This is a genomic window from Streptomyces sp. NPDC051243 (assembly GCF_044455405.1).
Lineage (GTDB): Bacteria > Actinomycetota > Actinomycetes > Streptomycetales > Streptomycetaceae > Streptomyces.
In genome coordinates this window covers 1-24,459 of sequence record NZ_JBITES010000022.1, presented here as the reverse complement: position 1 = coordinate 24,459, position 24,459 = coordinate 1, and the positions used below count along the sequence as shown (strand labels likewise).

Genomic DNA, 24,459 nt, shown 5'->3' with positions numbered 1-24,459 from the left:
ATGAAAGCGGCGCTACTGGCGGCCCTGGCCGAGGGCGCGGGTGGGGACGGCGGACGCCGGGCGGTGGAGCGGCTTGCGCGAGCGGTTGGGCTGGACGCCGGGGCGCCTGCCCTGGATATCGCTGAGGCGGCGAAAGACCCGGCCCGGCGGGCTGCCGTACGGGAGTGGGGCGAGGCCGTGGCCGACCTGCTCGGCGCCGATCCCCGGGGCGTCGCCGGTGTCGTCGCGCGGGCCATGGAGCGGTATGCGCCGGGGAGTGAGACGTCCTGGTACGACGGCGACCACGCCGACTTTCGGGGCGGGGTTTTCCTGCGCGAGGTGGTCGGCGTGCAGCTTGTGGTCCACCAGGGAGGGGCCGCCCTTCCCGAGGCGATGGCCGGGCTGCCGCCGAGGCCCGGCGGGTTCACCGGCCGGGAGCGCGAGACGGATGTGTTGCTGGGCGCGCTGGACCCAGCCGGGGAACAGTCGTCCGAGTCGGCGGCGACCCTCGTGGCTGCCGTGTCCGGGCTCGGTGGCATCGGCAAGACCGCGCTTGCCGTCGAGACCGCGTATCTGGCCTGCGCGCGGGGCTGGTTTCCGGGCGGGGTTCTCTTCATCGACCTGCACGGTTACGACCAGGAGCCCGTCACCGCCGACCATGCCCTCCAGGCACTGCTCCGCGCCCTGGGCATCCCGCCGGAACACATCCCCACTACAGCAGATGAGCGGGCGGTGCTCTACCGCTCGACGCTGGCCACCCGGGCCGAGGAACGCGGTGCGGTGCTGGTCCTGACCGACAACGCCTCCTCGCCGGACCAGGTGCGGCCTCTCCTGCCGGGTGACGCCCGGCACCAGGTCCTGGTCACGTCCCGCGACAGGCTGCCCCAACTGGGCGCGCGGCTGGTCCCCTTGGACCAGCTCAGCCCGAGGGAGGCGTACGAACTCCTCGACCTCGCACTGCGGATCGCCGACCCGTCCGACAGCCGGGTCGTCGACGCCCCCGATACGGCCGAGCAGCTGGCCGGCCTGTGCGGGCATCTCCCGCTGGCCCTGCAGATTGCGGCCGCTCTGCTGGCGGAGGACCCGGACATGCCGGTGGCGGAACTTGTGGAGGAACTGGCCGAGTCTCGGGATCGGCTGGACCATCTGGACGACGGCGAGCGCAGCGTTCGTGCCGCCTTTGAGCTCTCCTACCGCCGACTGCCGTTCGAGCAGGCCCGGCTGTTGCGCCTGCTCGCTCTCGCGCCGGGGTCCGAGGTGAGTGACGAGGTCGTCGCCGCGCTGGTCGGTGGCGAGGTGCCTCCGGTACGGGAGATGAAGGCCTTGGCCCGTGCACACCTCGTTCAGCGGGGGAGTGGGCGCGGATGGTGGCGGTTGCATGACTTGGTGCGGGTGTTCGGGGCGGGTGTGATGGCGGGGGATGCGGGGTTGCGGGAGGAGGGGGAGGCGGCGCGGGAGCGGGTGCTGGAGTTCTACCGGCGGTGGGCGGGTGCGGCTGATGCCCGCTTGTTGTGGCTGCCGGGCAAGCCGGTGCCGGAGCGGTTCGGGGATCGGGGGCAGGCGTTGGCGTGGCTGGACGGGGAGCGGACGGGTTTGGTGGCGGCGGTGGGGTGGGGGCGGGAGGAGCGGTTCGCGGGGGCGGCGGTGACGCTGGCCCAGCATCTGGGGACGTATCTGGAGTGGCGGCGGTACTTCGATGACTGGATCGCCGTCGCGGGGGCTGCGCGGGAGGCCGCCCGCCGGGCCGGGGATCAGTGGGACGAGGCCGGCGCGTGGAACAACCTCGGCCTCGCTCTGCGGGAGGCTGGCCGGGCGGACGAGGCGATCGACGTCCTCAACCGGGCCCGCAGTCTGTTCCAGGCCGCCGGGTACCGCCATGGCGAGGCCGGAGCGTGGAACAACCTCGGCGGCGCCCTATGGGCGGCGGGCTTGACGCAGGAGGCTGTCGACGCCCAGACCCGCGCCCGCGACCTGTTCCAGGCAACCGGTGACCGCCTCGGAGAGGCCAGCGCGTGGACGAGCCTCGGCGCTGCCCTGCGGGAGGCGGGGCTGGCGCAGGAGGCTGTCGATGCCCACACCCGCGCCCGCGACCTGTACCAGGCCGAAGGGGACCGCCACCGCGAGGCCTTCGCGTGGGGCAACCTCGGCAGAGCCCTGGGGGAGATGGGCCGGGCGCAGGAGGCGGTTGAGGCATACGGCATGGCCCGTGCGATCTTCCGGGACTTCGAGGACTGGTATCGCGAGGCAGTCGTTCTCCACAGCCTGGCTGTGCTCCACAGGTATGCTCATCGCACCGCCCAGGCCCGCACCCACTGGCTTCAGGCCGCCGACGCCTACACCCACGCCAACGCTCTGGACCAAGCCGCTCAGGCCCGCACCTACGCCGCCGCCCTCAACGACACGCCCCCTAACGCCCCTTCTCCACCCCCCTCACCCACCGATAAACCAACTCCGGCCTCCCCACCTGCCCATAAACCGGCTTCCGCTCGGCCCTCCCCGCCTCCACCAGGTGCTCCAGATACCGCCGGGCCGTGATCCGGGAGATCCCCACGGCCTCGGCGACCCCGGCCGCCGTGAGTCCCTCCTCGGCGTCCCGCACCACCCCGGTGACCCGCTCCAGCGTCGGCCCACTCAACCCCTTCGGCAGCGCCGCCGGCCCCGGCGCCCGCAACGCAGCCAGCGCCCGGTCCACCTCGTCCTGCCCGCTCGCCTCACCCACCGCCGCATGGAACTCGGCGTAGCGCACCAGCCGATCCCGAAGCGTCGCGAACGTAAAAGGCTTCAGCACGTACTGCACGACCCCCAGCGACACGCCTTCCCGTACCACGGCCAGATCCCGCGCCGACGTCACCGCTATCACGTCCGCGTGATGCCCGGCCGCCCGCAACGACCGCGCCAACTGCAACCCGTGCACATCCGGCAGGTGCAGATCGAGCAGCAACAGATCCACCGGCGTCCGCTCCAGCGCCCGCCGCGCCTCCGCGCCCGTATGCGCCTTGCCGACCGCGACGAACCCCGGCACCCGGCCGACGTACATCACATGCGCGTCCGCCGCCACCGGGTCGTCCTCCACGACCAGGACGCGAATCGCCTTCTCGGCCGCCGCCGTCATACGTCACCTCTTGAACTCACCGAGCCCTTGGAAGCGGCCCCTTTCGCCGAAGCCGAAACGGCCCCTTCCGCCGAAACGACGCCGCCCGCGGAATCCGCCCGCTCTGCCGACGCGCCCCCGTCCTGGCCACCGGCCCCGTCGGCCTCGTCCGCCGAAGTGCCCCGTCCCCCGGACACGGCGCCCTCTGCCGGACCGGTCCCGCCCGTCGAACCGGCCCCCTCGCCCAACGGCAACCGCACCTCGAACACCGCCCCACCTCCGTCGGCCTCCGCAACCGACAACCGACCCTCATGCCGGCTCACGGCCTGCCGCACCAGCGCCAACCCCAGCCCCCGGCCCCCCGGCCCGGCCGGCTTGGTCGAGAACCCCCGCTGGAACACCGCCTCCGCATGCGCGGGATCCACCCCCGCCCCCGTGTCGGACACCCGCAGCACCAACTCGCCACCGGAGCCGCCCACGCCCCCCTCCGCGTACGCCGTCACCGTCACCCGCGCCCGCACGCTCCCCTGCGCCGCATCCACCGCGTTGTCGATCAAGTTGCCCAACATGGTCACCAGATCCCGCGCGGGCAGAGTCTCCGGCAGCAGCCCGTCATCCAGCCGGCTGTCCTCCGACACCACCAGCTCCACGCCCCGCTCGTTCGCCTGCGCGGTCTTCCCTAGCAGCAGTGCCGCCAGCACCGGCTCGCTCACCGCCGCCACGACCTGGTCGGTCAGCGCCTGCGCCAGCTCCAGCTCAGCCGTAGCGAACTCCACCGCCTCCTCCGCGCGCCCCAGCTCGATGAGCGAAACGACCGTGTGCAGCCGGTTCGCCGCCTCGTGCGCCTGTGACCGCAGTGCCTGCGTGAAGCCCCGCTCGGAGTCCAACTCGCCCATCAGGGACTGGAGTTCGGTGACGTCCCGGAGCGTGACCACCGTTCCGCGGCGCTCACCGCCCGACACCGGTGACGTGTTCACCACCAGGACCCGTTCCGCGGTCAGATGGACCTCGTCCACTCTCGGCTCGGACGCCAGCAGCGCCCCGGTCAACGGTGCGGGCAGGCCCAGGTCCGCCACCGACTGGCCGACCACGTCACCCGCCACCCCCAGCAGCTCCCGTCCCCCGTCGTTGATCAACGCCACCCGGTACTGCCCGTCCAGCATCAGCAGCCCCTCACGCACCGCGTGCAACGCGGCCTGGTGGTAGTCGTGCATCCGGCTCAGCTCGGCCGCGTTCATGCCGTGCGTGTGACGGCGCAGCCGCGCGTTGATGACGTACGTCCCGATCGCGCCCAGCGCGAGCGCGCCCCCCGCCACCCCGATCAGGGCCGTCAGCTGGTCCTGCACCCGCTTGCTGATCGCCTCGACCCGGATACCCGCGCTGACCAGCCCGACGATGTCCCGCGGCGTACGCCCGCCGTCGTAGATCGGCACGACCGCGCGGACCGACGGGCCGAGCGTGCCGGTGTACACCTCGGTGAACGGCTCACCGCGCAGGGCGCGCTCCGTGTGGCCGCGGAAGTGCTGGCCGATCTGCTCCGGGTCGGGGTGCGTCCAGCGGATGCCCTCGGAGTTCATGATCGTGACGAAGTCGACGTCGGCGTCGTGCTGGACGCGGAGCGCGTACGGCTGGAGCTCGGCGGTCGGGTCGGAGGTGCGGATCGCCTCCCGTACGGACGGGGCGTCGGCGATCGACTGGGCCACCGCCATCGCCTGCCGGCCCGCCGCCTCCTCGGCCTGGCCGCGGTCGCTGACGTACGTGAACACCGCGTACCCGGCGACGAGCACCGCTATCAGCACGGCCTGCATGGCGAAGAGCTGGCCGGCCAGGCTGCGGGGTCTCGGAATCGCGGGGATGCGCATGTCGTCAGTCTGCCTCCCTGGCTGATTGTGAACTAAATGAACGGAAGGGTGACCGCCCTCACACGGCAGGAGATAGTCACCGCATCGCTGAATGAAGACACCCCGCACGACACCCCCGTCCCCCGGGGCGGCGTGCCCCTCCCCGGGGTACGGCACCTGATCAGCGAACCCCCACCCCGGACGTGAGCCGCACGCCGGTGATGCCGACGAAGACGTCAAGGAGGGCAGCCGTGGCCGCCGCCAGTTCCCCCGATACGGCACCTGCCGCACCCGTCGCCAAGCGGGACCGCACGCACTACCTCTACATCGCGGTGATCATCGCGGTCGCCCTCGGTATCGCCGTGGGTCTCATCGCGCCCGACTTCGCGGTGGAGCTGAAGCCCATCGGAACGGGCTTCGTGAACCTGATCAAGATGATGATCGCGCCGATCATCTTCTGCACGATCGTGCTGGGCATCGGCTCGGTACGGAAGGCCGCCAAGGTCGGCAAGGTCGGCGGTTTCGCGCTGGTCTACTTCCTCGCGATGTCGCTGGTCGCGCTCGGTATCGGTCTGGTCGTCGGCAACATCCTGGAGCCGGGCACCGGGCTCGCCGTGACCGACGCGGTCAAGGAGGCCGGTCACGCCCAGGTCGACTCGGAGGCCAAGGACACCACCGAGTTCCTGCTCGGCATCATCCCGACCACGCTCGTCTCCGCCTTCACCGTCCAGGAGGTCCTCCAGACCCTGCTGGTCGCGCTGCTCGTCGGCTTCGCGCTGCAGGGCATGGGCTCCACCGGCGAGCCGATCCTGCGTGGTGTGCAGCACATCCAGCGGCTCGTCTTCCGCGTCCTCGCCATGGTGATGTGGGCCGCCCCGGTCGGTGCCTTCGGCGCCATCGCCGCCGTCACCGGGTCCGCCGGTGTCGACGCGCTCAAGAAGCTGGCCATCCTGATGCTGGGCTTCTACGTCACCTGCTTCCTCTTCGTGTTCATCGTGCTCGGCGCGCTGCTGCGGATCGTCGCCGGTCTCAACATCCTCACGCTCTTCAAGTACCTGGGCCGTGAGTTCCTGCTGATCCTGTCGACCTCCTCCTCCGAGTCCGCGCTGCCGCGCCTCATCGCGAAGATGGAGCACCTCGGCGTCAGCAAGCCGGTGGTCGGCATCACCGTCCCGACCGGCTACTCCTTCAACCTCGACGGCACCATGATCTACATGACCATGGCGTCCCTGTTCATCGCCGACGCCATGGGCACACCGATGTCGATCGGTGAGCAGATCCCGCTGCTGCTGTTCCTGCTGGTCGCCTCGAAGGGCGCGGCCGGTGTCACCGGTGCGGGTCTGGCCACGCTGGCCGGTGGTCTGCAGTCGCACAAGCCGGCCCTGGTGGACGGCATCGGCCTCATCGTCGGCATCGACCGCTTCATGAGCGAGGCCCGCGCCCTGACGAACTTCGCGGGCAACGCCGTCGCCACGGTCCTGATCGGCACCTGGACCAAGGAGATCGACAAGGACCAGGTGGGCAAGGTGCTCGCCGGACAGCTCCCGTTCGACGAGAAGACCCTCCTGGACGACGACGGCCACGGCGGCCCGGCCGCGGAGGCGTCGGAACAGGGTGGCGAGAAGGAACTCGCCAAGGCGTAGGCGCTCTGCCAGGGAGCCCCCTGAAGGTGCCTTCGGCCCCTCCTCGCTCCGGACGTCCGGCCCCGCCTGAACCGGGGCCGGGCGTCCGGCCGACACACTCCGGGCGGCTGAGTGGCTCCCCCGTCGCTCAGCCGCCCGGTCACGGTCGCCGGTCCCCGATTTCCCGATTCAGGCGTACGGCAACTGCCGTACGCCTGAACCGCGTCACCGGAAGACGTGGTGAAGGCGTGCCCGGCCGAATGAAATGCTTTGACCTGCCGCCCGCTCGGCCCGCACGCTGGAGCCCTGATGCAGGCCGTCCACCGGGAGCAGGAGGCGGGCATGGCGGAAGAGGCGATGCTCAGCTCGGGTCATGAGCCCCCACGTGTCTCACTCGACCAAGTCAACGACCTGTTCCACGAGTTCCTGACCGCGGTCACCCGCGCATCCGGCAAGGACCGGGAAGACGGCCGCAACCTCAGCGCCCGCCTGATGGCCCACCTCGGCTCCACCCCCGCCGACCGCCCCGTCGTCAAGGCGGCCTACGCGCCGTACGACCTGCCCAACGTGCACCTCGCCCTGGAGCGCTGGTTCGCCGCCGACCCCGCCCGCTCCTACGAACTGATCGGCCTGCGCGGCGGCCGGCACCACGGCGACCTCACCCTCGGCGACATCCTCGACGCGGCCGACCGCTACGACCACTTCGTGATCGGCGCCGTCGACTACGCCCATCTCCCCGTCGCACCGGACACCGAACTGGCCTGCGTCTCCTGCGGGTTCTACCTCGGCCGGGACGGCGACGAACGGTTCGCCGTGCTGCTGCGCGGCCCGCGCGACGAGTACGGGCGCAACAAGGTCGAGGTGGAGGTCCTCGCGCGGGACAAGGAGTTCGCGGACCGTCTGCTCGCCGGGCTCGACACCCTCGTACGCGAACACAACGTCTTCCGCGGCCAGGTCCTCTCCTTCGAGGGATCCGAGTTCCGGCACGGCCTCGGGCCCTTCAGTTTCCACCGCCGCCCCGGCCTCACCCGCGACGAGGTCGTGCTGCCCACCGGCCTCCTCGAACGCCTGGAGCGCCAGGTCATGGGCGTGGCCCGGCGGCGCGACCAACTCCGCGCGGCAGGCCAGCACCTTCGCCGCGGACTGCTGCTGTACGGCCCGCCCGGCACCGGCAAGACCCACACGATCCGCTATCTGCTCTCCCACCTCCCGCAGTTCACGGTCGTGATCCTCTCCGGCACCAGCATCTCGGCCATCGGCCCCGCCTGCGCCCTCGCCCGTATGCTCCAGCCGGCGCTCGTCGTCCTGGAGGACTGCGATCTGATCGCCGAGGCCCGGGACTACGGCGGTGGCGACCAGCCCCTGCTCTTCCAGGTCCTGAACGAGATGGACGGCCTCGGCGACGACGCCGACGTCGCCTTCCTCCTCACCACCAACCGCGCCGACCTGCTGGAGCCGGCCCTGGTCCAGCGCCCCGGCCGTATCGACCTCGCCGTGGAGATCCCCCTCCCCGATGCCGAGGGCCGCGCCCGCCTCCTCCGGCTCTACGGCGCCGGTCTCGGCCTCGGCAAGGACATCGCCGACGAGGTGGTGGCCCGCACGGAGGGCACGACGGCCTCCTTCACCAAGGAGCTGGTACGGCGCTCCGTACTGATCGCGGCCGAGCGCGAGTCACCCCGCACGGAACCGGACGACGTCCGCGCCGCCCTCGACGAACTCCTCTCCGACCACGACCACCTCACCCGCCGCCTGCTCGGGGTGCGGGACGCGGAGACGGACCGCGGCGGGGAGGACGTGGGTGTGGCGGCGGAGGACATATAGGGCCGAGGGGGAATGAGCGCCTCCGTCACCTGAGCCGACCCGCCCCGCGTCAACTGACCGGCGTGGATCCGGGCGGCCGCCATCGCCAACGCGGTCTACAACGCCACCGGCCGCCGCATCCGCGAACTGCCCATCTTCGCGGAGGCGTTGATCTGGGCCCAGAGCCGCCGCCGCGTTCCCGGGCCCGTAGAGCGTGCAGGCGGCCCTTCCCCCACACCCACGGAGACAGGCCCATGTTCACCGTCGCGGACACACTGCACCGCTGGTGCCGCGAAGCACGCCCCTTCGCCCTGGCCACCGTCGTCGACGTCCACGGCAGCGCCCCTCTGCCGGCCGGTACGTCGGTCGCGGTCGACAGGGACGGCAACGCGGTCGGCAGCATCTCCGGTGGCTGCGTCGAGGGCGCCGCATACGAGCTGTGCCGGCAGGTACTCAAGGAAGGGGGGCATGCCCCGGCGCGCTTGGTTCGGCTACTCCGACGACGACGCCTTCGCCGACGGGCTGACCTGCGGCGGCGAGCTCGACGTCCTGGTCCAGCGCGTCGACCCCACAGCGCAGCCCCACCTGGCCGCCGCCTTCGACGAGGTCCGACGGGGTGGGCCCACGGCTGTGGCACAGGTCGTCGACGGTCCCGAGGAACTCCTCGGCCGCACCCTGTGCATCCTCGGCGACGCGGCCCACGGAACCTTGGACGACGGCGAGGCGGACCGGGCGGTGACGGCACAGGCGGCTGCCCTCCTGCGGGCGGGACGCACCGCCCGCGTCCAGATCGGCGGCGACGCAGACGCCTGCCCCGAAAAGCACGACGAACGCCTGCGCCGCCTTCGCGAAGCCGGTGTGCCCGAGGCCCGGCCGGCCCGGCTGCGCTCACCGATCGGGATCGACCTCGGCGTCCGTACCCCCGAGGAGACAGCCGTCTCCATCACGGCGGAGATCATCTCCCACGCCGACCACGCCACCGGCTTGCCCCTGCACGACGGCACGGGGCCGATCCATGGACCGCTCGTCCGACGCCAGGCCGGCACTCGGAGCACCCCTTACGTCAGACCGGCCGTGAGCAGGTGCAACGGACAGCAGGAGTAACGCATGCGCGCAGCCGCTCACCGTTCGCCAGGACGTGACCGGCCCAGTCAGCGCGGCGTGCACGGCCACGCGAAGTGACGCCAACAGCGCCGTTCACCCTTCCCGCTCCTCCCCACCGTCCAGCCGCGCCAGCTCCTCCGCGTCGAGCACCAGCTCGGCCGCGGCCGCCGAGTCCCGTATCGACTCCGGACGGCTCGCCCCCGGAATCGGGATCACGGCCGGGGACCGTGCCAGCAGCCAGGCCAGGCACACCTGCTGAGGGCTGACGCCGTGCGCGTCCGCGACGGCGCGAAAGGCACCGAAGCGGCCCTCGCCCTCCGTCCGCGACGGCCCGTCCAGCGAGCTGCGCGAGATACCGCCCAGCGGGCTCCACGGCAGGAACGCCAGGCCCAGCTCGCTACACAGGCGAAGCTCGGCCTCGCTGTCCCGTACGGCGGGCGAGTACTGGTTCTGCACCGACACCAACCGGTCGCCGAGGATCCGACGGGCCGTGCGGATCTGGTCCGCGTCCGTGTTGGAGACGCCGGCCAGGCGGATCTTGCCCTCGTCGAGGAGTTCGCGCAGCGCGCCGACCGATTCCTCGAACGGGACGGCCGGGTCGGGCTTGTGCAGCTGGTGGAGACCGATCGCCTCGACGCGCAGTCGCCGGAGCGAGGCCTCGGCGGCCGCCTTGAGGTGACGGGGGTGGCCGTTGACCGTCCAGCTGCCGTCGGAGGGTCTGCCCCGGCCGCCCTTGGTGGCCACCAGAACGCCGTCCGTGTCACCGCCGTACGTGGCCAGTGCGCGGGCGACGAGGTGTTCGTTGTGGCCGGGCCCGGCGCCCGGCAGATGGTAGGAGTCCGCCGTGTCCAGCAGCGTCACCCCCGAGTCCAGCGCGGCGTGCACGGTGGCCAGGGCGCGCTGCTCGTCGGGGCGGCCCTCGATGGACAGCGGCATCACACCGAGGCCGATCGCGCTCACCCGGTGGGGGCCCAGAGTGCGGTACCGCATGTCAGCCGCCGTCCTTTCCGAGGGTCTCGGCGACGGCCTTCGGGAGCCACTGCCGGGTGTGCGTGAAGCGGAAACCGAGCCGCGTGGCCCGGGAGTTGTCCATGCCGTAGGCGCGGGTGAAGGCGAACGGGGAGACCTCGCCGACCTCGACCCGCCCGAAGACGGTCCGGCCGTGCGGGATGTGCGCGGCGATCTCCGCGCACAGCTCCTCGGTGGTCAGCAGACCGTGGGACGCGGCGTTGACCGGGCCCGTGAAGTCCTGGCCCACCGCCCAGAAGAGGAAGTCGGCGATCTCCTCGACATGGATGTATGTCGCCGGGTGGTTCACCATCGGTACGGCGATCGGCTCACCGGCGCGGATGCGGCTCGCATAGTGGGCCATACGGCCCGTGAAGTCGTCGTCCCCGCCCAGCACATGGGCGACGCGCACCGCCGTGTACGGGAACGCCGGGTCGGCGGCGAGGACCGCCTCCGCCTGCCGTTTGCCCTCGCCGTAGTGGTTTTCGAGGAACTCCGGGTCGTCCCAAGGGAGTTCGAGGTTCACGGCCACGCTCAGCGGATCCACGTCCGACTCGCGCACGGGGGCGACGGAGTCCTCGTACTCGTACACCTCGACCGTGGACGTCAGCACGTAACGACGGGTGCGGCCGGCGAACACCCGGCGGGCGATCCGAGCCTGCCGCGGGGTGTAACAGACCTGGTCGACGACGACGTCGAAGGTCCGTGCACCCAGCGCCGCCGTCAGGGACTTCTCGTCGTTGCGGTCGGCGACAAGGTGAACCACGCCCGGCGGGGCCGCCGACGATCCGCGGTTGAGAACCGTCACCCGGTCTCCGGCGGCCAGCAGTCGCGCGATCAGCCGCTTGCCGAAATAGCGGTTGCCGCCGATGACCAGTACCTCTCGTGCCTTTCGCATGACCATAATTCTCCTGGCTCCGCACCACCTCCTGAAGGGGAAGACATGGGAGATCCGGCCACCGCGCCGAAAGAACCACGGCATCTGCGCCCTGCCGCCAACGAAACCCCGGTGGCCTTCGACGCCCTGGACCGGCAGATCCTCGAACTCCTCCAGACCGACGGCCGGATCAAGCTGAGCGAACTGGGCCGCCGGGTGCGGCTCAGCCCGGCGGCGGTCACCGAACGGGTACGGCGGCTGGAGGCGGCCGGCGCGATCACCGGGTACGGCGCCCAGGTCGCCCCCGCCCGGCTCGGCTACGGCATCCAGGCCTTCATCCGGGTCAACCCGCACGGCGGCTACAACCTCCGGCACCCGCGCACCCTGGAGCTGATCGAACGCCCCGAGATCATCGAGGTCCACCATGTCGTGGGCGAGGACTGCTGGATCCTCAAGGTCGCCGTCGAGGACACGGTCCATCTGGAGGAGGTCCTCGAACAGACCTCGGCGCTGGGCCGTACGACGACGTCGATCGTGCTGTCCTCCCCGGTGCGCACAAAGCCCCTGCTGCCGCGGTTGCCCTGACGCCGACGTCAAGGCTTACGTTCGTACGCATGCGAATCGGCGAGCTGGCCGCGCGGGCCGGGACCACGACGCGCACGTTGCGCTACTACGAGTCGCGGGGGCTGCTGCCCGCGCGGCGCGGCGACAACGGCTATCGGACGTACGACGAGAGCGATCTGAGGCTGCTGCGGCAGATCCGGACGCTCCAGGACTTCGGGTTCGACCTGGAGGAGACCCGGCCGTTCGTGGAGTGTCTGCGGGCCGGGCACCCGGAGGGCGATTCGTGTCCCGCCTCGCTCGCGGTCTACCGGCGCAAGCTGGCGGAACTCGACGCGCTGATCGCCGAGTTGCGGGCCGTGCGGGCGCAGATCGGGGTGCGGCTGGCGGCGATGAGCGAGGCGGAACCACCGTTGTGCGAACTGGGAGGGCAGGAGCTGTGATCAAGGCGGCGGGCGTGGCCGAGGTGACCGACGCGGACTTCGAGACGGAGGTGATCGGGTCGGAGCTGCCGGTGCTGGTGGAGTTCACCGCGGACTGGTGCCCGCCGTGCCGGCAGATGGGGCCGGTGCTCAGCGGTCTGGCCGACGAGACGAGCGGCCGTCTGAAGGTGGTGCAGCTGGACGTGGACACCAACCCGCAGACCACGAACGCCTACAAGGTGCTCTCGATGCCGACGTTCATGGTCTTCCGGGGCGGGGAGCCCGTGAGGTCGATGGTGGGGGCACGGCCCAAGCGGCGGCTGCTGGAGGAGCTCGCCGACGTCCTCTGACCGGACGCACGACGCGGCCCGACCCGACGCAATACGAAGAAATCCCCCGAGCAATTGCGCTCGGGGGATTTCTCTGCGTATATTCAATGGTTCGCGACTTCAGTGGAATTGGTCGCGGAGAAGTTCAGTGAGCACAGTATATCCGGGCGGGAGCAGAATTGTCAAACACCGAATTTCAAGACGGTGAAATGCGACGCGAGCAGGAATTCATCGACGCCCTGTACGCGCGCGTGGACGCGCTGCGCGGTGACACCGAGACGTCCGTCACGGACGCGCTCGCCCAGGGGAACACGCCCATGCAGGCCCGGCTGGAGCGCGACATCCTCGTCGCCGAGCGCTCGGGGTTGCTCGCCGCGCTGAACGCGGTGGACGGCTCGCTGTGCTTCGGCCGGATCGACCTCGCCTCTGGTGTCACCCACCACATCGGCCGGATCGGCCTGCGCACCGACGACGCCGACCGCACGCCGATCCTGATCGACTGGCGCGCCGACGTCGCCCGCCCCTTCTACCTGGCCACCGGCCACACCCCGATGGGGTTGCGTCGCCGTCGGCACATCACCTCCAGCGGCCGTACCGTCACCGCCCTGCACGACGAGATCCTCGACCTGGGCGACCAGGAGCGGACCGGCCACGAGGACCCGACCGGCGACGCGGTGCTGCTCGCCGCGCTGAACTCCGCGCGCACGGGCCGGATGAACGACATCGTGCAGACCATCCAGGCCGAACAGGACGAGATCATCCGGGCGCCCCACCGCGGGGTGCTGGTGGTGGAGGGCGGCCCCGGCACCGGCAAGACGGCGGTCGCCCTGCACCGCGCCGCCTACCTCCTCTACGAACACCGCGAACTGCTCGCCAAGCGCGCGGTCCTGATCGTCGGCCCCAACCCGGCCTTCCTCGGCTACATCGGCGAGGTGCTGCCCTCGCTGGGCGAGACCGGCGTGCTGCTGGCCACGGTCGGCGAACTGTTCCCCGGCGTGAAGGCGACGGCGACCGACACACGCGCGGCGGCCGCGGTGAAGGGGCGGGCCGACATGGCGGACGTGCTCGCCGAAGTCGTACGCGACCGGCAGGCGCTGCCCGATCCGGTGATCGCGATCGAGCACGACCGCGAGGTCCTGATGCTCGACGACGACCTCGTGCGGGTCGCCCGCGAGCGCACCCGGGCCGCGAAGCTCCCGCACAACGTGGCGCGCGAGCACTTCGAGGGCCACATCCTCAACACGCTCACCGAGCTGTACGCCGAGCGGGTCGGCACCGACCCGTACGACGGCAGCAGCCTCCTCGACGCGGCCGACATCACCCAGATCCGCGACGAGATCGCCGAGAACCCCGAAGTGTGGGCGGCCATCGACCAGTTGTGGCCGCGTCTGACCCCGCAGCGCCTGGTCGCCGACTTCCTCGCCGACCCGGTCGGCTACCTCCCCGACGAGGACGCGGCCGCGATCCGCCGTCCGGTGACGCGGGAGTGGACGGTGTCCGACGTGCCGCTGCTGGACGAGGCGGCCGAACTGCTCGGCGAGGACGACCGGTTGGCGCGGGCGCGCGCGGAACGCGAGCGGGAGACCCAGGTCGCCTACGCGCAGGGCGTGCTGGACGTCTCGTACGCCTCACGCACCTACGAGTTCGAGGACAAGGAGGACGAGGACAGCGAGGTCCTCTCCGCGCACGACATCATCGACGCCGAGCGCTTCGCCGAACGCCAGGAGGAGGACGACCACCGCAGCGCCGCCGAGCGCGCGGCGGCCGACCGCACCTGGGCGTTCGGGCACATCATCGTCGACGAGGCGCAGGAACTGTCGCCGATGGCCTGGCGGCTGCTCATGCGACGCAGCCCGACCCGCTCGATGACGCTGGTGGGCGACCCGGCCCAGACGGCGGAGGCCGCGGGCGTCGGCTCGTGGTCGGGGATCCTCTCCCCGTACGTCGAGGACCGCTGGGAGCACACCCGCCTCGGCGTCAACTACCGAACGCCGGCCGAGATCATGGAGCTCGCGGCGGCCGTGGTACGCGCCGAGAACCCGGACTTCGAGCCGCCGAGTTCGGTGCGTTCGACCGGTGTACGGCCCTGGGTGCGCGCCACCGACGACCTGCCCGGCGCGGTCGCCAAGGCGGTGACGGAGCTGACCCCCACCGAGGGCCGCCTCGCGGTCATCGCACCGCGTCATCTGCACCGCAGGCTGGCGGCGGGGTTGGACGGGGTGACGGCGGGGGCGGAGCCCGACCTCACACAGAGGGTTGTACTGCTCGATCCGCGTCAGTCGAAGGGGCTGGAGTTCGACTCCGTGCTGGTGGTGGAGCCGGGGTTGTACGGCACGAGTGATCTGTACGTGGCGCTGACGCGGGCGACGCAGCGGCTCGGGGTGCTGCATGCCGAGCCGCTCCCGAGGGCGTTGGCTGACTCGACGGCTATCACTGAGTGACCTTTTGGGTCAAGCATATTGAGGGGCGACCATCTGCTCGCGCATAAGGGATCGTTTGTTCGGTGCTTAGTGCGAGCGGGTGGACTTCTCGGTGAAATTAGTAATTGGAATGTCTGGCCATGGATTTTCTGTGTGTGATCCGTCGTGGTACGGCGAATCAAATCGGACTCAGGCTGGCTGACGATGCCTCGCGGGGGCGTTTGATGAGAGTCGACACGTGGCGATCGAAATGACAATCTGCTGGCGGTCGGGCAGGGGGTCCGGCGCTGGAGTATGTTTCCTTAAGGATCGCCTGTGTCCGCAACAGATGACGATGGCTCTATGCGCTCTGAAGAGCTGGGGAAGCGGCTTGATGGGCTGAGTGTTCAGCTGGCCGAGCTGAAAGATCAACTCGAGCGGATGCGACTGGAGCAGGGTAGGGGCAAGGTCAGGGCGATGTGTATCTCTCTGGTGAGCCTCCTCCTGGGGCTCCTGATCGACCTTCTCAAGAGTTGAGCGCGTTCGATCAAAGCTGATCATTATTGGGGGTTTAACCGTCACGGTGCTCCCTCGTATCGGTGACAGTGGAAAGCTCTGATGGACGTCGGCCTTCCGCTCATTCTCTAATACGGTATCCAGCCTAGAGAATTTGGGGGATTCGGTGGCCGAGATCGAGCGTCCTTTTCCTTTGCCCGCCGCAAAGGAGGAGCAGGAAGAGTGGATCGAGGCGGTAGTCGCCACCCCGGGGGTCAACATCCCCCGGGAAGCGCTCAGCAATATCGCTCCCTTTCTTGTGGAGCCGAGCCGATTGCTGGGGATGGCCGACAGCGCAGGGCGGCGCAGGCTGACGGAGAGCGCCCTGCGCCGGATCGTCACCGAAGCCGGGGACATGACGGCCGTGGCTGTCCGTATGCACGGCGTCGGAGGAGTCGTCTGGGAGAACAACGAACGGATCAGCTCGGCCTGGCACTCCCCGGCCGATCCCTCCGAGGTCACGGAGGAGCGGCGCGCTCTGCCCCAGGTCCACGCCTGGACGCGGACTGACCCCGGCGGGAAGCAGCAGGTCCTCGCGGCACTCCGCAGTTCCGTGGCGAGCCGGGCGGAGTTGATCGCCGACGTCGATCTGGCGGCCGAAGCGCTCGGCAAGCGGGTCGGCCATCGGCCGTACGACCTGAATCAGGACCTTGTCCTCAACGGGCAGTTGGAGCCCGGCCTGTTTGTCGCCCAGCAGTTCCATCTCATCGAGGCGCCGACGGAGGGCGACGACGGTCGGCCGCTGCACCCCTCCGAGCACTGGGGGTGGATGGCTGTCCGGGGCAACAACCGGACGAAGGAGCGCCAGGAGATCTTTGGGGTGAGGTCTGCCGAGGTGCTGACCGGTGTCCCCATGAAGAAACTGGGCGGGGAGGGCGAAGAGCTCGTCTTCGAACCGCACGACTGGCTGACACGGCTGTCGGAGACGCTCAACGACGAATACGCCGCTGCGGGGGGCTGGGACCCGGAGAGCCCCTCCCGCGCCGTACGGGCCGTGAAGGTCGCCGTCGTCGAGGCCCATCTGGTGGTGGGCAGCTCCACTCCGCACCGCCTGTATCGCATCGTGCAGATGAGCAATCGACGTGACCACGTCCATCCGCCGCTGGAATTCACCCAGAACGACCGGGGCCGTGCACTCGCCCGCAGCGTTCTCGGCGCCTATGTGGCGGCGAGCCTGCTGGACGAGAAGACCGCGGAGGTCCTCTCCGGCTCCGCTCCCGTGACCGACCTGCCGGGCGTTCCTGGCGATGCCTCGGTGAGCGAGCTCAGGGATCTGCGTTCCATGATGCTGTTGCGGGAGCTGTTCCCTGCCGACCGCGCCAAGCGTTTCGTGATCCGACGTGTGCTCAGTGAATCGCCTCCCTCACAGCTCTCCGCCATGGAGGTGAACCGGCGGGCGCGCGCATGGTCAGCCCTGACCTCGGAGAGTTACCCCAAGGCCTGGAACCCGCGCATCGGTGAGATGTTCCAGGCCTCGGACGTGCGAGACGGCATCAATCCGTCCGACCGCCCGCTGAGGACGCTGCTCGCGGACGCTGATGCCGATGACCATGCGTTCGAGGAACTCGTGAGCTACCGCGCCGCACACTGGCTCGCCGCCTTCGGCATCATCGACGCCGACCGTGGATCGCTCACGGGCCAGAAATCCGACGAGGACGACGGTACGGAGGCGACCCGCGTACGCCGTACCGTGCGCAACGCCCTCAACGCTCTGAGGAACAACAACCGGACTCAGGCTGTCGCCGTGCTGAGAGAACTGGCCCGGGCCATGGACCAGGGCGACCGGAAGCCCAGGAGGGTGAGCAGCTCCGGAGACCTGCTGGTGGAGTCCATGAACCGGACGTGGTTCAACCGAGAGTTCCCCAAGGCGACGGGAAAGCGTCCCAACAAGCCCAAGCCTCCCTCCGCGTCCGTCGCCATGGCGGCGCCCGGAGCCGGGGCGGCACCGCTCAGCCGGCTGAACGTGTCCGCCGGCCCAGCCGGTCAGCCCCCCGCCCTCCCACTGGGCCGTGCCACGGGCACCGCCGTGTCGTCGGTCGTGGCCGCCCCGCAGGGGGACCCTGTCCCCGCATCCGTCCCCGGGGTCCCGTCCCCAAGGGAACAGGGCGAACCCGGAGCCTCGTCCACGCAGAACTCGGATGATGCGGAACAAGGCGGCGCCCAGCTTTCGTCTCCCGGTACTGCGGGCGCGCCCAGCCTTGGACAGTGGGCCGACGAGCTGGCGGTGCGGGTGGGTCGACTGCTCGACGAGTCCCGGCTGGCCAAACAGGTCATCGACCAGATGACCGACCGGGCGCGCGAGGAGGAGGTGCCTTTCGTGTTCAGCCGAGGACAGGCCGACGCGATCGCTCGCGATGTGCCCCGTGCCCTACGCGCCCTTCGTGAACTCCCGGAACTCGTCGAGTCATTGGCCGAGCCCGCCGACTGACTAAGCCGGGCGCAGCCACACCGTCGCAAGGGGCGGCAGCGTCAGCCGGATGCTCGCCGGGCGGCCGTGCCACGGCTGGGCCTCCGGCTTGATCGGGTCGGGGTTCGTCACGTCGCTGCCCCCGTACTTCGCCGCGTCGGTGTTCAGCGTCTCGTGCCAGGCGGGGGCGTCGTCCGGGACGCCCAGCCGGTAGTCGTGCCGGACGACCGGTGACATGTTCGACACCGCGAGCAGCGGACCGCCGTCGGCGTCGAACCGCAGGAAGGCGAAGACGTTGTCGTCGGCCGCGTCACCCACCACCCACTGGAACCCGGAGGGGTCCGTGTCCCGCTGCCACAGCGCCGGTGTGTGCCGGTAGACCGTGTTCAGGTCGCGGACCAGGTCCCGCACCCCGCGATGGTCCGGCTCGGCCCCGTACGCCGGATCCAGCAGCCACCAGTCCGGCCCGTGCGCCTCCGACCACTCCGCGCCCTGTGCGAACTCCTGCCCCATGAAGAGCAGTTGCTTGCCGGGGTGGGCCCACATGAAGCCCAGGTACGCCCGGTGGTTCGCGCGCTGCTGCCACCAGTCGCCCGGCATCTTCGACACCAGCGACCGCTTGCCGTGCACGACCTCGTCGTGCGAGATGGGCAGGACGTAGTTCTCGCTGTAGGCGTACACCATCGAGAACGTCATCTCGTTGTGGTGGTACTTGCGGTGCACCGGCTCCTTGGCCATGTACTCCAGCGAGTCGTGCATCCAGCCCATGTTCCACTTCAGCCCGAAGCCGAGGCCCCCGAAGCCGCCGGGACCGGCCACGTGCGTCGGACGCGTCACGCCGTCCCAGGCCGTCGACTCCTCCGCGATCGTCACGACCCCCGGCACCCGCCGGTACACCGTCGCGTTCATCTCCTGCAGGAACGCCACCGCGTCCAGGTTCTCCCGGCCCCCGTGCTCGTTCGGCACCCACTGGCCCGGCTCGCGCGAGTAGTCCAGGTAGAGCATGGAGGCGACGGCGTCCACCCGCAGCCCGTCGATGTGGAACTCCTCGCACCAGTAAAGGGCGTTGGCGACCAGGAAGTTGCGCACCTCGCGGCGGCCGAAGTCGAACTCGAGGGTGCCCCAGTCCGGGTGCGCGGAGCGCAGCGGGTCCTCGTGCTCGTACAGCGGACGGCCGTCGAACTCGGCCAGCGCCCAGTCGTCGCGCGGGAAGTGCGCCGGCACCCAGTCCATGAGGACGCCGATGCCGGCCTGGTGCAACGCGTCGACCAGGTACTTGAAGTCGTCCGGCGTACCCAGGCGGGCCGTGGGCGCGTAGAAGCCGGTGACCTGGTAGCCCCAGGAGCCGCCGAAGGGGTGCTCCGCGACCGGCATCAGCTCGACGTGCGTGAAGCCCAGGTCCTTGACGTACGCCGGAAGCTGCTCGGCGAGTTGACGATACGTCAGACCCGGGCGCCACGAGGCCAGATGGACCTCGTAGACCGAGAACGGCGCCTCGTGCGTCGGCACGGTCCCGCGCCGCTCCAGCCACGCCGCGTCGCCCCACTCGTACTGCGAGGCGTACACGACGGACGACGTGTTGGGCGGCGCCTCGGTCCGGCGGGCCAGCGGGTCCGCGCGCAGGGTCTTGGAGCCGTCGGGACGGGTGATCTCGAACTTGTACAGCTCGCCCTCGCCGATGCCGGGCACGAACAGCTCCCACACGCCGGTGCCGCCCAGCGAGCGCAGCGGATAGCCGGTGCCGTCCCAGTAGTTGAAGGTGCCGGCCAGGGACACACCGCGCGCGTTCGGCGCCCACACAGTGAAGCGGGTGCCGGTCACGCCCTGGTGCGTCATCGGCTCGGCGCCGAGCGCCCGCCACAGCTCCTCATGCCGGCCCTCACCGATCAGATGCAGGTCGAGCTCGCCCAGCGCGGGCAGGAAACGGTACGCGTCCTCGGTCTCCTGCACCGAGCCCTCGTACGCCACGAGAAGCCGGTAGTCGGCCGGTACCTCACGCAGCGGCAGCAGGCCCGAGAAGAACCCCTCCGCGTCGTCGTGCAGCTCGGCCCGCATGCTCCCCACGACGACGGTCACCGACAGGGCGTACGGCTTGAAGGCCCGGAAGGCCACACCGCCGGGCACGGGGTGCGCGCCGAGGACGGAGTGCGGGTCGTGGTGGGCGCCGGTGAGGAGACGGTCGCGGTCGGTGGCGTCGAGGGCGGGGGAGACGGCGACCTCGACGGGTTCGGGCGACCTGGGGATCGCCTTCTGCGCCGGGATCTTCTTCTGCGCCGCCTTCTGCGCGGGAATCTTCTTGGCGGCGGCCTTCTTGCCGACGGCGCTCGACGCAGAGCTCTTGCCCGCGGTCGTCTTGCCCGCGGTCGTCTTGGCCGCCGTGCTCTTGGCCGCGGTGGACTTCGACGCGGTGGTCTTTGCTGCCGTGGTCTTCGACGCCGCGGCCTTCTTCGCCACAGCCTTCTTCGCCACGGCTTTCTTGGCGGCCGCCTTCTTGGCCGTGGCTTTCTTCGCCGGCGCCTTCTTCTCGGCGGTCTTCTTCGTGGCGGACTTGGACGCCGCCTTTTTCGCCGTCCCCTTCTTCACGGCCTCCGCGGCCTCCGCGGCCTTGGTCGTCGCCTTCTTGACGACGCTCTTCTTCTCGACCGACTCCTCGGCCGTGTTCTCGGCTTCCGAGCTGCTGGAGGGAGTGGTGCGGGGGGTCACGGGCGGGGCCTCCTAGGCGAAGGTGGGGATGGGGGAGTGGAGGGGGCGGGGGTACCGCTGTCCATGGCGAGGCGGTGTATCGCGGACAGCGGTACCGGGAGCCAGTCGGGGCGGTGCCGGGCCTCGTAGACGACCTCGTAGATCGCCTTGTCCGTCTCGTACGCGCGCAGCAGCACCGGATCGGTCCGCGGATCGGCGCCGCTGACCTGTGCGTAACCGGAGCAGTACGCGGCTCGGCAGGCCTCGGCCCAGCCGGGTATCGGGCGGTCGGCCGAGTGGGCCGCGTAGTCGAAGGAGCGCAGCATCCCCGCGACGTCCCGCACCGGCGGCTGCGGCATCCGCCGCTCGGCCATCGGCTTCGACGGCTCACCCTCGAAGTCGATGAGCCACCACTGCCCGGCGGGCGAGCGCAGGCACTGCCCGAGGTGCAGATCGCCGTGGATGCGCTGGGCGGTCCAGGTGCACCCCTCGGCGGCCAGGTCGGCCAGCGCCTCGAAGGCGGAGCGCAGGCCGGGCGCGTACGGCCGCAGCGCGGGTACCGCCTGCGCGGCGGTCTCCAGCCGCTCGACCATGCCGTCGACCAGCTGCTGCACCTGCGAATGCCCCAGGGTCACGGTCGGCAGCGTACGGGCAAGCGCGGTGTGCACCTCGGCAGTGGCGCGCCCGAGCGCACGTGCCGCTGCGGCGAAGTCCTCACCCTTGGCCAGCTCACGCAGCGCCAGCTCCCAGCCGTCCGCCGCGCCCTGCACGAAGGGCTGGAGCACGCCGAGGACGTACGGCTCACCGGCCAGCTCCGCGCGGATCCACGCCGTCGGCGCGGGCACCCGGTCGCAGCCCTCGCGGGCCAGGGCCAGCGGGAGTTCCAGGTCGGGATTGACGCCGGGCACGACCCTGCGCAACAGCTTCAGGATGAACGTATCGCCGTAGACGACCGAGGAGTTGGACTGTTCGGAGGTGACCAGGCGCGGCACCAGGGCGGACCGGATCTCCTGGCTCCCGTCGCGTTCGAAGCGCAGTCCGCCGATCCTGGCCCCGGTGCGCAGCGCTTCCAGGAGCAGCTCGCAGGGGCGCGGGTCGTACAGGGCGTCGTACACCGTGTGTCCGGCGAGCGGGCCCTCGGCCACGTGTCCGATCAGCGCGGGCGCCAGCCGGGGCGGCAGCGCCTCGCGCTCGCCTATGAGGAGCTGGTAGCAGTCGGCGGGCTGCTCGGGCGCGCCCGGCACGGGCACGAGGGGCTGATGGGCGCGCACCAGCAGGTGGTACAGGCCCAGCTTGCCGCCGGGCGGCAGCAGCTCGGTGGCCGCGACCAGCGAGAAGCCGGTGACCGGACGCCCCTTGCCCGCGAACCAGCGCTGCCTCGGCAGCCACTCCCGCAACAGTGGATCCAGTGACGCAAGGAGAGCGGGCGGGGTGGTGGTGATACGGGTGACGGCTTCCGACATGGCGTCGCGTCCTTTCCCCGGGGGCGGGGTGTTACTCATGCGTGCCCCGGGCGGGGCGGGAGAAACCGCCCCGCCCGGGCTCTCAGGCGGTGTCCCTGCGCAACCGGAACCAGTAGAAGCCGTGACCGCCGAGCGTCAGCAAGTACGGCAGCTCACCGATGGCCGGGAATCGCACCCCGCCGAACAGCTCCACCGGATGCCGCCCGTTGAACCTGCGCAGGTCCAGTTCCGTCGGCTGGGCGAACCGGGAGAAGTTGTTGACGCACAGGACGAGATCGTCCTCGTATTCACGGAGGAAGGCGATCACGGCCGGATTCGACGACTGGAGTTCCGTGTACGAGCCGAGTCCGAAGGCCGGATTCTGCTTGCGGATCTCGATCATGCGCCGGGTCCAGTGCAGGAGAGAGGACGGCGTGGACATCGACGCCTCGACGTTCGTCACCTGGTACCCGTAGACCGGGTCCATGATCGTGGGCAGGAACAGGCGTCCCGGGTCGCTCGACGAGAAGCCGGCGTTGCGGTCCGGGGTCCACTGCATGGGCGTGCGGACGGCGTCGCGGTCGCCGAGCCAGATGTTGTCGCCCATGCCGATCTCGTCGCCGTAGTAGAGGATCGGCGAGCCGGGCAGCGACAGCAGCAGGGCGGTGAACAGCTCGATCTGGTTGCGGTCGTTGTCGAGGAGCGGGGCGAGCCTGCGCCGGATGCCGATGTTGGCGCGCATCCGCGGGTCCTTGGCGTACTCCGCGTACATGTAGTCGCGCTCTTCGTCGGTGACCATTTCGAGGGTCAGCTCGTCGTGGTTGCGCAGGAAGATGCCCCACTGGCAGCGCGAGGGGATGGCCGGGGTCTTCGCGAGGATTTCCGAGACCGGGTAGCGGGATTCCCGCCGTACGGCCATGAAGATCCGCGGCATGACCGGGAAGTGGAACGCCATGTGGCATTCGTCGCCGCCGCTCCGGAAATCGCCGAAGTAGTCGACGACGTCCTCCGGCCACTGGTTCGCCTCCGCCAGCAGCACCGTGTCCGGGTAGTGGGCGTCGATCTCCTTCCGTACCCGCTTGAGGAACTCGTGGGTCGCGGGCAGGTTCTCGCAGTTCGTGCCCTCCTTGGCGTACAGATACGGCACCGCGTCCAGGCGGAAGCCGTCGATGCCGAGGTCCAGCCAGAACCGCAGCGCGGAGAGGATCTCCTCCTGCACGGTCGGGTTCTCGTAGTTGAGATCCGGCTGGTGGGAGAAGAAGCGGTGGAAGAAGTACTGCTTGCGGACCGGGTCGAAGGTCCAGTTGGAGGCTTCGGTGTCGACGAAGATGATGCGGGCGTCGGCGTATGCCTTGTCGTCGTCGGCCCACATGTAGTAGTCGCCGTAGGGCCCGTCGGGGTCCTTCCTCGACTCCTGGAACCACGGGTGCTGGTCGCTGGTGTGGTTCATGACGAAGTCGATGATGACCCGCATGCCGCGCTGGTGGGCGGAGTCCACGAAGTCCACGAAGTCGGCGAGATCGCCGAATTCCGGCAGGACCGAGGTGTAGTCGGAGACGTCGTAGCCGCCGTCCCTGAGCGGTGATTTGAAGAAGGGCGGCAGCCACAGGCAGTCGACGCCGAGCCATTGCAGGTAGTCGAGTTTTGCGGTCAGGCCTTTGAGGTCGCCGACGCCGTCGCCGTTGGAGTCCTGGAAGGAGCGGACCAGGACCTCGTAGAAGACGGCGCGCTTGAACCAGTCGGGGTCACGATCCTTGGCAGGGGTGTCCTCGAAGGTGTCCTGAACGGGCTCGTTGACGCTCATTTTGTGGGTGACCCTCCGATCTGCGGGGTGGACGGTCGCAGAACACGGCTGTGCTTGTCCGGGGGCGCGACACCAGCGGCTTCCGCCGCGCGGTCCCCGGACCCCCAGCCGACGACAAGCACATGTGCTCCGCCAGGCCCGAGGCGCACATAGTTGGCCCTGCCCCAGTGATAGGTCTCGCCGGTGAGCTCGTCGCGCACCGGCACCGACTCGTGCCATTCCAGGCCGAGTTGCGGCATGTCCAACGAGACCGTGGCCTCCTGGGTGTGGTGGGGGTCGAGGTTGGCGACCACCAGAACCGTGTTCGATCCCTGCCGTTTCGAGTAGGCGATCACCGCGTCCTTGTCCGCGTGATGGAAGTGCAGATCGCGCAGCTGCCGGAGCGCGGGGTTCGCGCGCCGGACGGCGTTGAGCTTGGTGAGGAGTGGCGTGAGCGTACGCCCCTCGCGTTCGGCTGTCTCCCAGTCGCGGGGTCGGAGTTGGTATTTCTCCGAGTCGAGGTATTCCTCGCTGCCCGGGCGCAGGGGGGTGTTCTC

15 protein-coding genes and 3 pseudogenes are annotated in these 24,459 nt (G+C 70.2%); 10 read left to right on the top strand and 8 right to left on the bottom strand.

The genetic code is table 11. From position 1 onward, the window contains the following. Positions 1-2,304, top strand: a pseudogene (locus tag ACIBAG_RS40705) (tetratricopeptide repeat protein); the annotation flags it as partial. An 82-nt stretch (positions 2,305-2,386) separates the two neighbouring features. Here the strand turns inward: ACIBAG_RS40705 and ACIBAG_RS40700 are convergent. Together ACIBAG_RS40700 and ACIBAG_RS40695 are read right to left on the bottom strand one after the other, a co-directional pair. Next, positions 2,387-3,091 (bottom strand): DUF977 family protein, encoded by a 705-nt coding sequence (locus tag ACIBAG_RS40700; protein ID WP_399112542.1) that lies wholly within the window; start codon positions 3,089-3,091, stop codon positions 2,387-2,389. Continuing rightward, positions 3,088-4,932: an ATP-binding protein gene (locus ACIBAG_RS40695; protein ID WP_399112540.1), complete on the bottom strand. Its 1,845-nt coding sequence runs from the start codon at positions 4,930-4,932 to the stop codon at positions 3,088-3,090. The genes ACIBAG_RS40700 and ACIBAG_RS40695 overlap by 4 nt, the downstream gene beginning before the upstream one ends. A gap of 200 nt (positions 4,933-5,132) precedes the next feature. Here ACIBAG_RS40695 and ACIBAG_RS40690 point away from each other — a divergent pair, with 200 nt between their 5' ends. The 3 genes and pseudogenes from ACIBAG_RS40690 (at position 5,133) to ACIBAG_RS40680 (ending at position 9,437) form a co-directional block, all read left to right on the top strand. Continuing rightward, the gene (locus ACIBAG_RS40690) at positions 5,133-6,554 is read left to right on the top strand and encodes a cation:dicarboxylate symporter family transporter (RefSeq protein ID WP_399112713.1); all 1,422 of its coding nucleotides are present in this window, start codon (positions 5,133-5,135) and stop codon (positions 6,552-6,554) included. A gap of 288 nt (positions 6,555-6,842) precedes the next feature. Continuing rightward, complete coding sequence (locus ACIBAG_RS40685; RefSeq protein ID WP_399112539.1) at positions 6,843-8,354, top strand: AAA family ATPase; 1,512 nt, start codon at positions 6,843-6,845, stop codon at positions 8,352-8,354. A 233-nt stretch (positions 8,355-8,587) separates the two neighbouring features. Further along, positions 8,588-9,437, top strand: a pseudogene (locus tag ACIBAG_RS40680) (XdhC family protein). A gap of 93 nt (positions 9,438-9,530) precedes the next feature. Here the strand turns inward: ACIBAG_RS40680 and ACIBAG_RS40675 are convergent. Both ACIBAG_RS40675 and ACIBAG_RS40670 read right to left on the bottom strand, forming a co-directional pair. Continuing rightward, positions 9,531-10,427, bottom strand: coding sequence for an aldo/keto reductase (locus tag ACIBAG_RS40675; protein ID WP_399112537.1), 897 nt, complete (start codon positions 10,425-10,427; stop codon positions 9,531-9,533). Position 10,428: 1 nt separating this feature from the next. After that, complete coding sequence (locus ACIBAG_RS40670) at positions 10,429-11,343, bottom strand: NAD-dependent epimerase/dehydratase family protein (RefSeq protein ID WP_399112536.1); 915 nt, start codon at positions 11,341-11,343, stop codon at positions 10,429-10,431. A 45-nt stretch (positions 11,344-11,388) separates the two neighbouring features. Here ACIBAG_RS40670 and ACIBAG_RS40665 point away from each other — a divergent pair, with 45 nt between their 5' ends. The 6 genes from ACIBAG_RS40665 (at position 11,389) to ACIBAG_RS40640 (ending at position 18,016) form a co-directional block, all read left to right on the top strand. Continuing rightward, positions 11,389-11,907: an Lrp/AsnC family transcriptional regulator gene (locus ACIBAG_RS40665; RefSeq protein ID WP_399112535.1), complete on the top strand. Its 519-nt coding sequence runs from the start codon at positions 11,389-11,391 to the stop codon at positions 11,905-11,907. Positions 11,908-11,936: 29 nt separating this feature from the next. After that, positions 11,937-12,326 carry a MerR family transcriptional regulator gene (locus ACIBAG_RS40660; protein ID WP_399112533.1) on the top strand — a complete coding sequence of 130 codons (390 nt, stop codon included), beginning with the start codon at positions 11,937-11,939 and terminating at the stop codon, positions 12,324-12,326. A gap of 14 nt (positions 12,327-12,340) precedes the next feature. Further along, entirely contained in the window at positions 12,341-12,655 is a 315-nt protein-coding gene (locus tag ACIBAG_RS40655) for a thioredoxin family protein (protein WP_399112532.1), read from the top strand. Between the two features lie 188 nt (positions 12,656-12,843). Beyond that, entirely contained in the window at positions 12,844-15,075 is a 2,232-nt protein-coding gene (locus ACIBAG_RS40650; protein WP_399112530.1) for a HelD family protein, read from the top strand. A 321-nt stretch (positions 15,076-15,396) separates the two neighbouring features. Next, positions 15,397-15,570, top strand: a complete 174-nt coding sequence (locus ACIBAG_RS40645) for a hypothetical protein (RefSeq protein ID WP_399112529.1) — start codon at positions 15,397-15,399, stop codon at positions 15,568-15,570. Between the two features lie 301 nt (positions 15,571-15,871). Continuing rightward, positions 15,872-18,016 carry a hypothetical protein gene (locus ACIBAG_RS40640; RefSeq protein ID WP_399112528.1) on the top strand — a complete coding sequence of 715 codons (2,145 nt, stop codon included), beginning with the start codon at positions 15,872-15,874 and terminating at the stop codon, positions 18,014-18,016. On the opposite strand, the gene glgB is transcribed toward ACIBAG_RS40640, so the two are convergent. The 4 genes and pseudogenes from glgB to ACIBAG_RS40620 all read right to left on the bottom strand — a co-directional run. Further along, positions 18,017-20,698 (bottom strand): 1,4-alpha-glucan branching enzyme, encoded by a 2,682-nt coding sequence (gene glgB / locus ACIBAG_RS40635; protein ID WP_399112527.1) that lies wholly within the window; start codon positions 20,696-20,698, stop codon positions 18,017-18,019. After that, a complete protein-coding gene (locus ACIBAG_RS40630; RefSeq protein WP_399112526.1) occupies positions 20,695-22,140 on the bottom strand; it encodes a maltokinase in 1,446 nt (481 codons plus the stop codon). Before ACIBAG_RS40630 ends, glgB begins: the two co-directional genes overlap by 4 nt. Before the next feature lie 82 nt (positions 22,141-22,222). After that, complete coding sequence (gene treS, locus ACIBAG_RS40625; protein WP_399112525.1) at positions 22,223-23,923, bottom strand: maltose alpha-D-glucosyltransferase; 1,701 nt, start codon at positions 23,921-23,923, stop codon at positions 22,223-22,225. After that, positions 23,920-24,459, bottom strand: a pseudogene (locus tag ACIBAG_RS40620) (alpha-1,4-glucan--maltose-1-phosphate maltosyltransferase); the annotation flags it as partial. The gene treS and the pseudogene ACIBAG_RS40620, both read right to left, overlap by 4 nt.